Source organism: Chitinophaga dinghuensis (genome assembly GCF_003259435.1).
GTDB classification, from domain to species: domain Bacteria; phylum Bacteroidota; class Bacteroidia; order Chitinophagales; family Chitinophagaceae; genus Chitinophaga; species Chitinophaga dinghuensis.
Window position 1 is genome coordinate 380,444 of record NZ_QLMA01000005.1, and the last position, 16,258, is coordinate 396,701.

Genomic DNA, 16,258 nt, shown 5'->3' on the forward strand with positions numbered 1-16,258 from the left:
CACATCAATGATGTGGCTATCTTTTTACTGATGTATAATCTTTTACTCCTTCCAGGAAGGAGGTTCCATATCACGGATGGCTGTTCCTAGTTTATTGGGACCAATCACTCCCGATATTTCTATTGCATCCCAGGTAGTAGCTGATGTCATGAGTATCAAACTGGTAGTGGGCGTTCTTCCTTCTACCCAGAAAGCAATATAAGCGCCCTGATAATCCTTCCAAAAATAATCTCTTTTAGCCACCTGTATTCTATCCTGGTCAACGATTATTTTTGTGGTCCCTGCCAGCCACTCAGACAGAAAAAATAAGGCGATTTCGCCCAACAATATCCCCAAAAAGATCCATCTATCTGTAGAAATACAAATTCCCAAAATTGTCATAAAGCCAAATAGGGAAAGAAGTATTCTCATCATCCAATTCACGCCCTTCACCTCTATTGCCCCACTGCTGTTCTTCTTTGCAGGATTATAGTATGCATAACTTCTGGCGGGTTTGACCGCAACATATTTATCCTTCTCCGTATAATATATGTCAGGAATTCCCAGCTGCCGATAAATCCCGGCTTTTACATCATCTGTTGTCATTGTCAAAAGGAGATTATGCTTTCCAGGAAACGGGTTCCATATCCCGAATAGCCGTACCCAGTTTATTAATATTAATCCTATCTGTCAGATCCAGCGTGATCCATTTATGCTCAGACTTCATCAGGACCAGGCGGGAATAAGTCGCTTTACCCGCTCCCCAGGCTACAATGTAAGCGCCTTGATAATGCTCCCAATAATAATTTGCATGATCCAGTTGGATACCATAATAGTTGACTATTACCTTCTCTTTTCTGCTGTACCATTCAAGCAAAAAGAAAAATGCCACCTCCGCTATAAGTATCAGTAATACCCATAGATTACGGCTGGACAGATAAGATACCAGTGTAATCATCATAACAAAGAGCAACAGGAATCTTACTTGCCAGTTCACTACTTTTATTTCAATTTCACCATTACTGTTCTTTTTGGCTGAGTTGTAATAGGCATAACTCCTTGCCGGCCTAATGGCAGGAAATTTCCCTTTGTCCTCCGCAAAAAAATCATGAATATCCAGCTCTTTGTAAATAGCCGCTTTTACTTCATCAGATATCGTTGTCATAGTCAGCTTATTCTTTCCAGGATATAGGTTCCATATCACGAATGGCAGTGCCTAACCGGTTAATGTTGAGGCCGCCCATATCCAGACTTACCCATGTATTATTTGGACGCATTAACACTAAATAATAATTACTCCCTTTTTCTTTTCTCCAGGTCACAATATATGCGCCTGTAAAATCTGTCCAATAGTAGTCGGCATCGGGCATGCTTATCTTTTGACGGTCGAGCCTCACTTTTCTTCCCTGGGTACGCTTTATCAACAAGATAAGCAGGATTACTTCTACTCCTAATAACAATGCACCTAATCCATATTTTTCAAGATAGAGCATTACTCTCAAAGTCATGCCCATAAACAGGATGCATATCACCCATAGTGGCCAGGCCAAATACTTAAATTCAACCGCTCCTTCACGATTCACAGGTTCCGGGTTATAGAATGCATATTTCCTGGCGGGCCGGATCGTGTCTTCCTTTATTTTGTTAAAACTGGCCCAGTGTAACATTCCCAGCTCTTTACAAATAGCTTCTTTTATTTCAATAGGCAATTCTGACATAGGCTATTTTAATGCATTTGCTCTGATCATCTTTTTAAGAATAGTAATCTGTCCGAGATGATAATGCGTGTGCTCAATTAATCCCGATAAATTTCTGTAATAATTCCCATATTTAGGATTGTCGAAATCCTTGTCCAGCTTGGATTCATCTAATGCGGCAATATGTACTGCCAACTCTTCGGCTTCAGTAAGCATTTTACTCACTAATGTCTTCCACGCTTCTTCGGTGGTAATGGCGGGAACATCAAAACTCTGTTTATCGCTGGCTACCAATGGGTCTCCCTGCAATACTTTCAGAATAGGACGCACATAATAGTTCATATGAAACACCAGGACCGCGATGGTATTCAGATCATTCAACCGGATATTAGCTTCTTCCCAGCTGATATCTGCAAGCGTATCTTTTAGGTTCACACTGGTCCAGTTCCCTCCGAAATGCACGTCTCTAAAGTGTTTGGCAATTTGTACAGCTACAGTCATCGGAATAAAGTTTTCTTGTGGACAAACGAATTTTCACAACAAACTAACAATATAAGGAATTAATCATAAACAGGCGGCCAGTGCCTCTATACCGTCTCTTAACTGGGCTTCCGATAAAGCGCCATAACTTAAGCGGAATCCGTTCACCCGTTGCTGTTTACCGTAAATTTCCGGAGACATGATTCTTACGCCTCGTTTCAATAATTTCTTTGTAACCTGCTCCCAGTCTGTTTTAGCTACCGGCGTAATCCAGAAAGCCAGTCCCCCTTCCGGAATGGTATATTGTACCTTGCCCTGCAGATGCTGTTCTAATAACTGGGCTGTCAGATCGCGTTTGGAGCGGTAATAAGCGGTTGCTTTTTTAATATGCCGGCGTATAGTGCCATCTTCGATCAGTTGTAATACTGCCTGTTCCATGATCGTGTCTCCCTGGACATCAATCATTTTACGCAGCTCTCCTACTTTTTCAATGATGGCTGGCTTTCCAACGAGATAGCCTATACGAAGTGCAGGCGCTACCACCTTGCTCATAGTGCCTATATAGATATAGTGTTTCACTTCTTCAAAGCTGGATACCGGTAAAACTGGTCGGTAACCAAAGTGGAACTCATTATCATAATCGTCTTCAATAATGGTAAAATGATGTTTATTGGAGAGGCGGATCAGCTCCAGCCGGCGTTGCAGACTTAGTGTAACGGTAGTGGGATATTGATGATGCGGGGTGATATACACCGCTTTTATCTTTTTGCCGGCAGCAAGATACTGCGCGATTTTATCGACACGAATACCGTCCTGGTCTACTGCGGTATGTAACAATTTTGCGCCAGCATGCTCAAACACGCGCCATGCGGGCGTATATCCCGGATGTTCCACCACCACTTCATCTCCGTCCCTGATAAGACACTGGGCGGTCAGATACATGGCCATCTGGCTACCACGGGTAATACACACCTGGTGTTCACTCAGTTGCATACCACGCTGATGATTCAACATATGTGCAATGGCCTTTCTGAAAGCGGGATCGCCTAGTTCATTGGCATAGCCCATCATTTTCCATTTTGCTTTCTGATTAAACAGTTGCCGATATGCCCTCGCCAATGCATTGACCGGCGCAATTTTACTATCAGGATGCCCGTCATCAAATACAATATGCGCGGATGTGGCAAGTACCGGAGGGGCGGTTTTAGGGAGACGCGGTTTCGCCGGCCTGCCGGCATTCGGCAGTTGCGCCGCTACAAAAATCCCCTTGCGTTCCACAGATACGACCCACTCTTCATTTAGTAATACCTGCAGCGCTTCCACCACCGTATTTCTGTTTAACGCCAAATCCGCCGCCAGTGCGCGACTCCCAGGCAGGGCTGCCCCTGCCTGCAAACGGCCCGATTTAATATCCTCAATGATCGCATCTGCAATTTGCAGATAAATCGCTTTGCCGGAATGGGATTCCAACTTCATGCGCAATTTCCATGGTCTAAGCATCTGGACTACCTTTATTTCTAAAAACTGTATCAGTCAGCTAGTCCAAAGGTAAAATACTTTTGTCTGGCAATCACGCAAAATCACCACAAAAAATTTTAAGCTATGGCTACAAAACAATTCAGTTCGAAAGACTTCCACGAAACATTTGCAAGGCCCAAATATGTAAAGGCCAGTCACCTCATTCATAAAAACGTAGAACAGGCAGGGGAACATAATCAGTTCTCTGAAGAGAGAAAACATCCGGTTTTCTTTGTAGACCTACCCAGTAAAAATGTGAGCATGACCATAGGCGGACTCCTGCCGGGCCAACTCACCAACCGCCATCGTCATACCTATGAAACAGTGCTGTATGTCATCGAAGGCCATGGGTGGACAGAAATAGAAGGCGAGCAGGTAGAATGGCAGGCCGGAGACGCAGTGTATATCCCCTCCTGGGCATGGCACCGGCATCAGAACCTAAGCCAGGAAACTGCTGCAAAATATATTGCCTGTGAAAATGCGCCGCAGCTGCAAAATCTGGGAGTAGCCCTCCGTGAAGAAGAAGGAAGAGATCTTTAATTTAAAAATCCTGATCGCCATGAAACACGTTCCATTCAAGGGTATCATCGCATACCCTACCACACCATTTGATCAACAGGGCCAGGTGGACATCCCCTTATTCCGGCAACTGGTAGAGCGACTCGTCTCTTCGGGCACGCATGCCATTGCGCCCCTTGGCAGCACAGGCGTACTTCCCTATCTGATGGATGAAGAGAAAGAAGCAGTAACTACCGCCGCCATCGAACAGGTGGCAGGCCGGATACCAACACTGGTAGGCGTATCCTGCCTCACTACAGAGCGTACCATCTATCATGCCCGTTATGCTGAAAAGGCAGGAGCCAATGCTGTAATGATTATTCCAATGAGCTACTGGAAACTCACCGATGAAGAGATATTCCGGCACTATGAAGCAGTAGCATCGCGGATCTCCATTCCTATTATGGCATATAATAATCCTGCAACTGGCGGCGTGGATATGTCGCCCGCCCTGCTAAAACGACTGTTACAGATTCCGAATGTAACCATGATTAAAGAAAGTACCGGCGATATTCAGCGGATGCAGTATCTCCGCCGGGAGCTGGGCGAAGAAGTAGCCTTTTACAACGGCTCCAATCCACTGGCACTGGCCGCCTTTGCTGCGGGAGCCAGCGGTTGGTGCACCGCAGCCCCAAATCTGATTCCGGCACTCAATTTGGCATTATATGATGCGGTCACCCGCAACGACTTACAGGCAGCCAACCTTCTCTTTTATCAACAGGTGGATTTATTAAAATTCATTGTTGCTACCGGGCTTCCGAGAGCCATCAAGGCCGGGCTTGAACTGATGGGAGCAAACGGCGGTTATCTCAGATCTCCGCTGCAACCGCTCTCACAAGAGGAAACAGCGACTCTGCAACAAATACTCCAACCGCTGAATTAATAAGGCGCTCACCGTGTACAGGCTATCAATCAAAAGGCTGCGAACTATCGCAGCCTCTTGATTTTCTATTGTAAGGCAAACTGTACTTTTCGCTGTAGCAATAGTTTTCGTAGTCCCATCAATGCAAAAGTCAGGAGGCCAAAAGCAAAAGTCAGCCATGGCGTATAGCCGACACCGTAATGCGCGATCATCCAGCCACCGGCGGTAGTGCCTATCGTTACCCCCAGATTTCCGAACGAAGTAGACAAACTATTGGCAAACTCCAATGCGCCAGGGGCCGCAGAAATCATATAGGTGGAAGCATTCAGGAAACTGGGAGAATAGAGAAAGCCCCAAAGTCCTATGACCAGTATATTAGCCATTAGGTTGACTCCGGCCAAATGTAACAGCAGCGGCACAATCAGGGTCCCCGAAAGGAAAAACATCGTTGTTCCTGCAATATGTTTATTCAGCAATTTACCGGCCACCCACATAGCGCCTACGCCAATAATCCCAAACAAGAACATCATGTAACTGACCATGGTATCGTCCATTTGCTTGGCTTTATTCAGGTAATCTACAAAATAACTATACGTGGAAAACCATCCTGATACCATACAAAGGTTTACCAAAGCGCTGATGATAAAAACAGGGTCCCGGAGTATACGCAACTGACTCCCGAAGGATTTCGGCTCCGCAACAGGCATGGAAGGCAATCCAAAATAAATGGCCAGCACCGCGATAATGCTTACTATTAGCTGTACCAGGAAGGAATACTGCCAGTTATGAAGACTCGCCAGCCAGGTAGCAAAAGGGACAGTGGTTACCATCGCAATAGCTACACCCGCAAAAACAATACTCATCAATTCATTTTCGCGCGACTTATCCGCTCCATTAATGGCGACCGACAAAGCAGAGGCAATGTATACCGGTTGCAGGAAAGCCGGGAGTATTCTGACCAGCATCAGCAACCAGAAAGGGGGCGACAGAAAAGAGACCACTCCTGTAATGACAAAAAGCGCCAGGGCAATGGTCATCATTGTTTTGCGGTTATAACTGGAAGTTATTAAGGTCATAAAGGGTCCGGTAACGGCTATCGCCAATGCAAAGGCGCTGAGCAACCAACCTGCTTTATCAATGGTAATTCCATAGTGGGTAGCTATTTGGGGCAAGATGCCAATCACGCCAAATTCCGTCGTGATGACGCCTATAAATCCAAGACTTCCGATGTAGGCATACTTTTTCATGCTTGATTCTTTTTATTAATCTGTTGTAAAATTCCTGCTGCGCATCCCGCTGGATGCAAACGATGTTGCAAAACTATTGGTCAACCCTTATTTTTGTAAGTGTTGCGCAAATTGTATGGTACTAACAAAATTGTAAGTAATGGGAAGGAGAAAGGAAAATTCAACTAATTCGTTGAATGAAAAGAACATCATGGAAGCATGCGACTCCGTATATTCCATCTGTAAAATCGGTGGTCGCTGGAAAATGCTGATTTTATGCGAACTGAAAGATGGTAAATTAAGATTTGGGGAATTACGTAAAAACATTCCTGGTATTACAGAAAGAATGTTGACTCTTCAGCTGAGAGAACTGGAAAAAGACATGCTGGTGAGCCGGATCGTATATCCGGAGATACCGCCCCGTGTAGAATATGAGCTCACCCCTATTTCCCGCCAACTGATTCCTATCTGGAGCGTTTTAGGAGATTGGGCGAAGGAGCATAAGCAATTAGTCATACAGCAGCTGAAAGAAGTAGCCGTATAAACATTTAGCTTTAAGGAGACAGCCAGTACTGAGGACTGGCTGTCTCCTTAAAGCTACCTTATTGCTTATTTTCTGGCAGATAGGTACGAAATAAACGATCCCAGATGCTGGTGTAAAAACCAAAGTTGCCCTTAATATCCTGATGGTGCGCATGATGAAAACGGGAAGTGCCGATCCATTGCAGTATTTTCAGTTGGCCGGAACCGTGTCTCTCCAATGGTTCAAAACCCAGATGCCCCACTACGCCAAAAATAACATTCAGGCATAGGTAGATAATGACTGCGGGCAGATTAAAGCTGGCCGACAATAACACCATCAGCCACAGGATACCGAATCCCATAGTTTCTACCGGATGCAGTACAAACAGGTCAATGGGCGTGGGATCTATGGATGCATGATGCAGCTGATGAATATACCGGTACAATACGGTGTGATGAATGATGTAATGAAAAATATACATCAACAAATCCATTGCCAGCAATAGGAGGACAGTATCTGTAAGTACATTTATGCTCCAGCCCCAGGATAACCGAATGAAGCCCGATTGCCATAACATGCCACCCACCAATGTAATCAGGGAATTAATGATCACAGTGATTCCTGCTACGCTCCACTCCTTCCTCGTAATAGTTGGCGTTGATATCCCGAAATAATGTCGGATGGCGTAACCCAGTCCCAATGCAGCCCCGAACACTACCAGGTTTTGTAGCAGAAAAACCAGGAAGAGCTGCCAGGCAGGCATTTTCATCAATGTATCCAGGTACCACATACGGTTTTTAAAAAGTTTCCTTAGGGATTTGTTTAAACAATTCGAATGTTTGGGTAAGCGTTTGCAGGAAGTGTTGCCGCTGCTGTTCGTTTAGCGAGATGTTTCTTTCAAAATTATCCAGCTCTTCGAAATTACGCTGATCATAAATTTCCTGATGGGCTTCCCATTGGCCGGCACTCTTGATATACAAATGTTTTATATATACATTCACCGATTGCCCATCCGGTAATGTCATGTTACGATTGCCGCTAATTTTATACAAGAATGAAATCAGTACGCCATCGGCTATCAGCTGATTATCCCAGATATGATTCTTCAGGTATTTATTAGTAAAATCTTGAATAGCAGCATAATCAGCGGGCAGGGCCGTCTGATATACTTCTGCTGGCAATAGCAGGTACTGGTTATCAAAAAGCCATTTAACCAGCAAGGTATAGGCTTCCTTTACAGTTTTGATGGCAAATTCTTCTACAAAGTCATAATGAGAAAAAATTTCACGGGATTCTTTGAGACGTATTTCCATCGCTGAAATAGCGTTCGTTGCATTCTCCGTCCAGATCACTACTTCCGCTATATCGTTCAGTGATTTTCTAAGTACCTTTTTTCCATTGCTGGCGTCTGAACCGATAAAGGCCATGAGTGTTTCATAACTGGCATCTGGGCTTACAAACCCTTCCCAGAAGCTCGCCGGCTTGGGATCTTGCAGCTTTTTCTTGCCATTTCCAGCGGAAAAAAGCACTACAGAAGATAAATAACAATCGAAATTATAGTCGTCCTTCTTCGGGCTCACAGGCGGATAAAACTGCTCATGGGTGATGTTGAATTTAAAATTGAAACTCAACTGATTGGTTTTATCGGTGAAGCCTTTAGTACTTTGATTGGCATTGACAGATTTAGGAGGTTTCCCCAAAGCCAGAGATGTAAACAGCGCAGCCATTTCAGGCGATGTGCTCTTCTGTCCCATCAGGTCAATGATTTCATGAATGGTTACCATAAATGGATGAGTAAATTTTCACAAGGTTACAATTTTTCACCGTTTTTTCCCCTGAAAATAGTCTGCCTCCCCCAACGCCGATATCTACGTTTTCCGAACATTCTGCCGTCTTCTAACGTAATAATGGAAGAAGAAAGTCGTGATACTATGAAAACATCCAAAGTCTTGATTTTAGGGGCCGGTGGCCAGATTGCACAACAGGTCATTCCTATGTTACAGGGAAAAGATCACCTGGCACTGACCTTATTTCTGAGAAGAGCATCCCAGGTAAAGGGGAAAAAGAGTGCCGGTGCAGAGGTAATTGAAGGCGATGTGATGCATGCCAAAGAATTGAATGACGCCATGAATGGACAGGATATCGTATATGCCAATCTTGCCGGAGAGGTAGATAAGATGGCCAGCCATATCCTGCAGTCTATGGAAAAACACCAGGTAAAGCGGCTGATCTTTGTTACCTCACTGGGTATTTACGATGAAGTTCCTGGCGCATTTGGGGAATGGAATAAATCCATGATTGGTAAATATATCGGGCCCTATAAGAAAGCGGCTGATATCATAGAAGCTTCCGGCCTCGACTATACGATTATTCGTCCTGCCTGGCTAACCGATGATGATGAAATAGATTATGAACTCACGCAGAAAGGGCATCCCTTCAAAGGCACAGAGGTCTCCAGGAAAAGCGTAGCCGCGTTTATAGCAGATCTGATTGAACATCCGAAAAAAGAAATCGGTAAGAGTGTAGGGATTAATAAACCGAATACGGATGGGGATAAGCCGGCATTTTATTAAATACATTTGTTATATTTCTGCTGCATTTTTACCATTGGAACTTCAGCGGTAGATGCTTATATTTGGAGACAGCATTCATTCCTACATGACAAGCTGAAAATATTCAATTATTCTATTATCCAGCTGTACACGTTAAACAACATGAACTATGAATAACCATTGCTTTACAGACGTCTCACCCAAAATCCCTTAATTTAATTTTATTGGATTCCACCATTGCTATTCAATATCTGCTTACACTGTGATAACCTGCCCCTCCACAGTAACCCATCAAAATTAACTCCAATGACCACATATTCTGAAAAAGGAACTATATCGATCTTAAAAAAACTATCTTATCTGGTCGCGATACTTTCACTTACTGGCGGTATGACAGTAGGGAAGGTTTTACATTTTACACCTATTTACTATTTGGAAGGTTTTCTGGGAATATTCTTCTTTATGCTGCCTTCATTACCGCGATATATCGGATTGAATCTTACTATTTGTACTTTCTTCGTCATACTCAATGCTGCATTGGTGTTCTATGGTATTATCCTGGGGCCGCTGGCGGAGGTACATTTATTGGCCTCCTTTCTGTTTGGCGCCAGTTGTTGCCTGCTGAGAGGAAAGCGAATACTCATATTTCCTACCATGCTGGTGTTATCTATGCTGGTATTCCTGGAGTTAAATTATTCATTTGGCTGGTTCTCTCCTATCCACATTGCCAGTGGGCATGCAACTATTATCCGCTGGATAGTATTAACAGCGGGCACAGGACTCACAGGCGCCACCATTTTCTATTATGTTCAATTCTCCACTTTGGTGAATACAAGGTTTCATCGCTTAAACGAGAAGCTCAGAATATCTAACGAAAAGCTGGAAGAGGCCATGGAAGCGAAAAGTAGGTATGTAGACATGGTATCTCATGAGCTGCGTACGCCCTTAAATTCCATCCTGGGGGTTGCTCAATTGTTTTATCTCAAGAAAAATGAACTGGATCAAGAGCTGCGAGGAGAAGTAGATCATCTTTTAGGCGCCTCTATGATGTGCCAGCAGGTGATTAATAATGTGCTGGATCTGTCGCGGCTGAACTCCATCAAAAATTATGAAATAAAAAGAAATTCAATTGACCTGAAGGATTTGGTAGAATCTACCTACACGATGCAACGATATGTGGCGAATGGTCGTGGCGTAAATATCCATCTCTCCTACCAGGATAACCTACCTTCCTTCATTTACTCGGATGAACTGTTATGTCTGAAGATTCTGAATAACCTGTTTTCCAATATGGTGAAGTATGCGCCACCACATACGAGTGGCGAAATTCGGATATCCTGTGATCAGCAATTCCTCTATTTTCAAACGATCAATGCCGGCGCCATTGAAGGACCATTACTGGATAAATTATTTGCAGCATTTTCTTCCTCTGCCGTAGAAGAAAACAGTACTGGGCTTGGATTGTTTCTCTCCCGAACCTATGCGCGGCATCTAAAAGGAGATATCCTTGTTCACTCTGATGCGAATCATACTGTATTTTCCTGGAAACTACCTTTGGAGATCAGCCATGAGAAAAAAGTAAAATCATCTTTATTCTCTACGCCCGGAAGCCTTAAAGGATACAAAATTCTGGTGGTAGATGATAATCAAATTGAACGCAGTATTATTACTAAAAGAATTGGGCATACAGGCGCAGCATGCATTACAGCCGAAAGCGTGGAAGAGGCATTACAAAAGCTGCAAGAGAAACCTAATCTCATATTATGTGATTTCTACCTTGGGCCTACCTCTACTTCTGAAGAACTGATCGACTACATACGTAGTAATGAGGAGATGAAACACCTGCCAATCATCTTGGCTACTGGCGATGTAGAAAGAGTTAACAGGAGATCCTGTGCAGAAAAAATAGATGGACTACTGTTAAAACCATATTCTTTAAGTGATCTTCAAAGTGCTTTAAGAAAACATTTGGTACCGGTTAGATTATTACTATCGAATAAAGTATCTTAATTTCCCTCATTTTATCCTAATATTAAACGCTCTTGAATCTAGCAAATAGTTATAACACTCAGGAAACAAAAGCCCTGCGGGTATTTACGGTCGCATCTGTCATAGCAAGTCTGGTCCTTCCATTCACGTATAATATTGTGATGTGGGAACAAACCCTTAAGTTATTATTTTTGGCGATGCTCTTCCTTGGGATGACTACCTATTTCCTTTTACGGGAAAAGTTCCTGAGTGCCACCTATATGTTGGTATGTTATATCAATTTGTTACTGATATATAACGTTTGGTTAACCGATTTTTCCAACCAGGTGATCTTCCTGTCCGGCTTTGCCGTTGCAGTATCTGTACTGGCCAACCATAAAATGAAGCATAAAGGGATTTGCCTGATAATAAGTATTGTTACGTTGAATGTATTGTGTCTTAGTTACCAGCATATTCCTGTCAGACATCCCTCCCCACTCGTTTTCTCGGTAGTCGGCCTCACGCTTATGCAACTATTGAACTTAGTGAGTTTGATCCTATGGGCTCAATCCAGAAGATATATCGAAAACGAATAACTAATTCAAATATTGTTAGCAGTAGCTGCTCATTTCATCCCTAACCTCGGCGTCAGGCTACTCCCTGCCTTGATTTCATCTGTAGCTCTTGTTAGTAAGGTATCTCCAACTGAAAGATGACCAAAGATTTCTATTTTTTCTCCCAGATTGATACCATTGCGGACATCTACCCACTCTGCCTTACCGTCTTTCAGGCGGATCACAAACCTTTTCTCCTGGTTCGTAGCTACCGCCGCTGCCGGCACCAAAAAGGTGGGCGCTTTTCTTCCGAGGTTTAATACCGCAGTGGCAAACATCCCCGATTTCAACTGAAGGTTATTATTCTGAAAAAGGAACTCCCATGTTTCTGTTCTGTTGGACAAATTCAACGCTCCGCCCTTACGGGATAGCTTCGCCTGATAAGTAACGTCTGGCTGAGCATCTACCGTGAAATTGATACCCGGGTTTTCCGTATGGGTGGCCGTATAGGATTCGGGAACGGGAACGCGTAAACGAAGTATGCTGATATTCTCCACCACCAACATGGGTTTAGGATTACCTGCACTCACCAAAGTGCCGGGGTCTACATTTCGCTGGGTAATAATCCCACTGAATGGCGCCCGTATGGTCAGATAATCTTTCAGTTGTGCAAAGGCTACCTTCTTCGAGCGCGCTGCATTCAAAGCAGCGCTATCCGCCATCATCAAGCTTTTAGCCTTTTCCAGTTCCCCAGCCGCAATGGTACCTTCCACCTTTGCGGCATTGACAATCCGCCGATAGGCGTCCAAACTCCCAAGATACCGGGACCGCGCAATCTGCACATCTGCATTTGCCTGTGCATAGTTGGCATTTGCTTCTGGAGCCTCCAATACGGCCAGCAGTTGGCCTTTACTAACTTTATCGCCAATATCCACTTTCAATGTGCCCACGTAGCCACTGACTTTGGCATACATCTCCGCCCGCTCCAATGGAATCAGTTCTGCGGGAAAAGTAATCTGCTTGCTGACAGTATCCTTACTGAGCAGGAAAACCGTAACGGAATCAGCGCCCGCTTTCTTCGCTACGTCTTTGCTATCCCGGTTTTGATGACAGGCGGTCAACATACCTACCAGTGAAGTGAAGCCCAGGATGGAAAAACAACGTCTCATTGTATCGTATTTATTCAAAATAATATTATTCATGGTTAGCTTCATAAAATCTACTGTCTTTATCCTCCGGATGTAAAGAAGGACTTACATATGTTTTCTTACCCATGATACCGCTATAGATCGCAGGCAGGAATATCAGGGTACTGATGGTGGAAAACAATAGTCCACCAATAACCGCAATCCCCAAAGGAGCTGTCTGATCTCCCCCTTCATTGAATCCAATCGCCATGGGAAACATGCCTGCAATCATGGCCATACTGGTCATCAATATTGGACGTAACCTGTTGGATGCTCCAGTTACCGCAAATCCTGGCGTCGACTGTTTCCTATATACTTCTCCGTTAGTCACCAACAGGATGGCATTTGCAACCGCTACCCCCACCGCCATAATAGTTCCCATGTAGGACTGTATGTTCAATGATTGTCCAGTTACAAGTAGCATTATCAATGCGCCGGCAATTACGGCAGGTACTACAGACAATACGGCCAGGGCTAAACGGAAAGACTGGAAATTGACCGTCAGCAATAAAAAAATCACCACAATGGCAATCAGCAATCCTGTTGCCAACTCATTCATGGTTTGCGTCAGGAGGTCCGCCTGTCCACGAAGCAGGATCTTTACTCCCTGCGGTAATGCTCCTAACGAAGCGATCGCGCTCCTGACATCCTTTACTGCCGTACCCATATCCTTCTGATGGATGTTAGCTGTAACGGTGATATATCGCTGCTGGTTGATACGGTCATATTCGCCAGGCGAGGTTGTTTTTTCTGCGGTAGTTATATCTCTCAGGTAAACGCCTGCCGCTACAGGTACCAAGCCCAGTTCATCAGCACTGTTCAACCGATACTGCGGATACTCTACCTGCACCTGATAGGCTGTACCTGTGCTTTTATCGAGCCAGTAGTTGGGCTGTGTAAAGCGGCTGGAACTGGTAGCTGCTACGGTGGATTTAGTAATCTGATCTACTGTCAAGCCTAACTGGCCAGCTTTCACCCTGTCAATGTTTAATTTTACGCCAGGATATTCCAGAGGCGTAGCTATCTGGACATCCCGGAGGTAGGAAATATCCTGCAATTTTTTATTCAGTGCCAAGGCAATTTTCCGGCTCTGCGAAAGATTCTTTCCCATGATCGCCACCTCAATGGGATTGGCGGTTCCCATATTCACCACCTGCTCCACCATATCTCCTGGCTCAAAAGACAACGTGGCAGCAGGCATATCCCGCTTTATTGCTTCCCGTAAGGCTTCTTTAAACTTTTCTATAGGGATACCTGTACCCTGCTTTAATTTAATCTTTGTTACTGATTCATGCGGACCGCTTGTCCATAGATGGATCAGGTTCACGGGATAGCTGGAAGGCTGTACCCCTATAAATGCAGAACTGATTTCTATCTGTCCTTTTGTAATACTATCTGCCATATGTAACAACCGCTGTGTAGCCACTTCTGTTCTTTCCACGCGTGTACCCACTGGTAATCGTAATCTTACCTGTGCCTGACCGGCATCTGTTTGGGGGAATATCTCTGTTCCCAACATATAAAAACCAAGGCCAGTTAATCCTGTGGCCAACAAGAGATATACCGCCGTAGCCCAGGCGCCTTGCTTCACAAAATGACGCAGCCATTCCTCATAGCGCATACGGAACCGGCTAAAGCGTTGAGTGGCCCTGGCTTCTTCTACAGGCACGCGATCCTTTAACAGCCAGTGTGCAAAAACCGGCACTACTGTCTGCGACAGTAAAAAAGAGGCTATCATGGCGAAGCCAACTGCCAAAGATAAAGGCATAAACATAGCGCCAGGAATACCCGACATGAACAGTGCAGGCACAAATACGGCCAATACGCAAAGTAAGATGAGCAATTTAGGCAATGCTATCTCCCTACAGGCATCCCAGATAGCCTTCGTTTTCGATTTTCCTAATTCCTGATGATGATGTATATTTTCAATTGTAACAGTGGATTCATCCACTAATATGCCTATGGCCAGTGCCAACCCTCCCAAGGTCATGACATTCAGGGTCTGTCCGAAGATTTTTAAGCATATGATTGCAGACAGCAAGGCTAATGGAATGGTAATAACGACAATGAATGCGCCACGCAGGTCCTGTAAAAATAACAACACCATCAAGCCTGTCAATAATGCGCCAAGGATACCCTCTGTAGTCAGGCTTTTCAGTGAATGGATTACATACCCCGACTGATCGAAGGAATAGGTTACTTTGATATCCTCCGGAACTGCCGCCTGCATATCTGGCAATGCGGCTTTTACTCTCTGCACTACATCCCAGGTAGCGGCATCTGCACGTTTAGTAACGGGAATATATACTGAGCGTTTGCCATTGATCAATGCATAGCTGGTAGTAAGATCCGCACCCAGTTCCACATTGCCGATATCCCTGATATATACTGCTGGTCCTGCTCCCAGCTTTAATGGCACATTCTCCAGTTCTTTTATATTCTCTACCACGGCATTCTGAGAAGTGATCAGCATTTGATCTTCCTCGCGGATATTACCTGCAGGGGTAATACTATTGGACTTCGCCAGTGCTTGTACCACTTCGTCGGGAGAGAGATTATAATTTCGGATTTTCTCTGGATCTACTTTTATTATCACTGTTTTCTGATTCCCTCCGAAAGGCGGCGGCGCCGATACACCGGGCAAGGTAGAAAACATGGGGCGTACTTTGAACAATGCCAGATCCTGTATCTCTCCGAGAGAGCGGGTTTCAGAGGTAAACACCAGTTGCCCGACCGGCACGCTGCCCGCATCAAAGCGGGTAACAAATGGAGGCACTGTTCCTGGCGGCATAAATGCTCTTGCACGGTTTACATATCCTACTACTTCTCCCATGGCCTGGCTCATGTCCGTACCTTCATTAAACTGAATTTTGATAATAGCAGCTCCCTGGATAGATTTAGATTCAACGAATTTCACGCCGGTGACATACAAAAAATGATATTCATAATAAGAGGTGATAAAGCCTTCCATTTGTTCCGGGGAGAGGCCTCCATAGGGCTGGGCGACATAAATAGTAGGCAAACCCATTTTGGGGAAGATGTCAATTTTCATGGTCCTGACAGTGAGCCATGAAAAAAAGATAATCCCTATAAAGGCCACCACTACTGCTAATGGCCTACGTAATGCCATTGCTATTAAACGAATCATAACCTT

16 protein-coding genes are annotated in these 16,258 nt (G+C 44.5%); 6 read left to right on the forward strand and 10 right to left on the reverse strand.

Annotated elements, in window-relative coordinates:
• Positions 1 to 42: 42 nt before the first annotated feature.
• From CLV59_RS16775 to pdxR, 5 genes are all read right to left on the reverse strand, one after another.
• Positions 43 to 585, reverse strand: a complete 543-nt coding sequence (locus tag CLV59_RS16775; protein ID WP_111593211.1) for a hypothetical protein — start codon at positions 583 to 585, stop codon at positions 43 to 45.
• 13 nt (positions 586 to 598) lie between these two features.
• Complete coding sequence (locus tag CLV59_RS16780; protein ID WP_111593212.1) at positions 599 to 1,144, reverse strand: hypothetical protein; 546 nt, start codon at positions 1,142 to 1,144, stop codon at positions 599 to 601.
• A gap of 7 nt (positions 1,145 to 1,151) precedes the next feature.
• A complete protein-coding gene (locus tag CLV59_RS16785) occupies positions 1,152 to 1,697 on the reverse strand; it encodes a hypothetical protein (protein WP_111593213.1) in 546 nt (181 codons plus the stop codon).
• Between the two features lie 3 nt (positions 1,698 to 1,700).
• Entirely contained in the window at positions 1,701 to 2,177 is a 477-nt protein-coding gene (locus CLV59_RS16790) for a DUF1572 domain-containing protein (RefSeq protein ID WP_111593214.1), read from the reverse strand.
• Between the two features lie 63 nt (positions 2,178 to 2,240).
• Positions 2,241 to 3,632: a MocR-like pyridoxine biosynthesis transcription factor PdxR gene (gene pdxR, locus CLV59_RS16795; protein ID WP_245950886.1), complete on the reverse strand. Its 1,392-nt coding sequence runs from the start codon at positions 3,630 to 3,632 to the stop codon at positions 2,241 to 2,243.
• 126 nt (positions 3,633 to 3,758) lie between these two features.
• On the opposite strand from pdxR, the gene CLV59_RS16800 reads away from it, so the two are divergent.
• On the forward strand, positions 3,759 to 4,214 hold the full coding sequence (locus tag CLV59_RS16800; protein WP_111593216.1) for a cupin domain-containing protein: 456 nt from the start codon (positions 3,759 to 3,761) through the stop codon (positions 4,212 to 4,214).
• Between the two features lie 19 nt (positions 4,215 to 4,233).
• The gene (locus CLV59_RS16805; protein ID WP_111593415.1) at positions 4,234 to 5,115 is read left to right on the forward strand and encodes a dihydrodipicolinate synthase family protein; all 882 of its coding nucleotides are present in this window, start codon (positions 4,234 to 4,236) and stop codon (positions 5,113 to 5,115) included.
• Between the two features lie 65 nt (positions 5,116 to 5,180).
• Here the strand turns inward: CLV59_RS16805 and CLV59_RS16810 are convergent, their stop codons facing one another.
• Positions 5,181 to 6,341, reverse strand: coding sequence for an MFS transporter (locus CLV59_RS16810; protein WP_111593217.1), 1,161 nt, complete (start codon positions 6,339 to 6,341; stop codon positions 5,181 to 5,183).
• 139 nt (positions 6,342 to 6,480) lie between these two features.
• Between CLV59_RS16810 and CLV59_RS16815 the strand changes: the two genes are divergently transcribed.
• Positions 6,481 to 6,864, forward strand: coding sequence for a winged helix-turn-helix transcriptional regulator (locus tag CLV59_RS16815; protein WP_111593218.1), 384 nt, complete (start codon positions 6,481 to 6,483; stop codon positions 6,862 to 6,864).
• 58 nt (positions 6,865 to 6,922) lie between these two features.
• On the opposite strand, the gene CLV59_RS16820 is transcribed toward CLV59_RS16815, so the two are convergent.
• Entirely contained in the window at positions 6,923 to 7,633 is a 711-nt protein-coding gene (locus tag CLV59_RS16820; RefSeq protein ID WP_111593219.1) for a sterol desaturase family protein, read from the reverse strand.
• A gap of 7 nt (positions 7,634 to 7,640) precedes the next feature.
• Positions 7,641 to 8,627 (reverse strand): hypothetical protein, encoded by a 987-nt coding sequence (locus tag CLV59_RS16825; protein WP_111593220.1) that lies wholly within the window; start codon positions 8,625 to 8,627, stop codon positions 7,641 to 7,643.
• Positions 8,628 to 8,774: 147 nt separating this feature from the next.
• Between CLV59_RS16825 and CLV59_RS16830 the strand changes: the two genes are divergently transcribed.
• The 3 genes from CLV59_RS16830 to CLV59_RS28790 all read left to right on the forward strand — a co-directional run bounded on the left by CLV59_RS16830 (position 8,775) and on the right by CLV59_RS28790 (position 11,959).
• On the forward strand, positions 8,775 to 9,416 hold the full coding sequence (locus tag CLV59_RS16830; protein ID WP_111593416.1) for an SDR family oxidoreductase: 642 nt from the start codon (positions 8,775 to 8,777) through the stop codon (positions 9,414 to 9,416).
• Between the two features lie 285 nt (positions 9,417 to 9,701).
• On the forward strand, positions 9,702 to 11,405 hold the full coding sequence (locus CLV59_RS16835) for a hybrid sensor histidine kinase/response regulator (RefSeq protein ID WP_111593221.1): 1,704 nt from the start codon (positions 9,702 to 9,704) through the stop codon (positions 11,403 to 11,405).
• 32 nt (positions 11,406 to 11,437) lie between these two features.
• A complete protein-coding gene (locus CLV59_RS28790; protein WP_146616221.1) occupies positions 11,438 to 11,959 on the forward strand; it encodes a hypothetical protein in 522 nt (173 codons plus the stop codon).
• Positions 11,960 to 11,988: 29 nt separating this feature from the next.
• Here the strand turns inward: CLV59_RS28790 and CLV59_RS16840 are convergent, their stop codons facing one another.
• Together CLV59_RS16840 and CLV59_RS16845 are read right to left on the reverse strand one after the other, a co-directional pair.
• On the reverse strand, positions 11,989 to 13,086 hold the full coding sequence (locus CLV59_RS16840) for an efflux RND transporter periplasmic adaptor subunit (RefSeq protein WP_170137788.1): 1,098 nt from the start codon (positions 13,084 to 13,086) through the stop codon (positions 11,989 to 11,991).
• 25 nt (positions 13,087 to 13,111) lie between these two features.
• Complete coding sequence (locus CLV59_RS16845) at positions 13,112 to 16,252, reverse strand: efflux RND transporter permease subunit (RefSeq protein ID WP_111593223.1); 3,141 nt, start codon at positions 16,250 to 16,252, stop codon at positions 13,112 to 13,114.
• Positions 16,253 to 16,258: the final 6 nt, after the last annotated feature.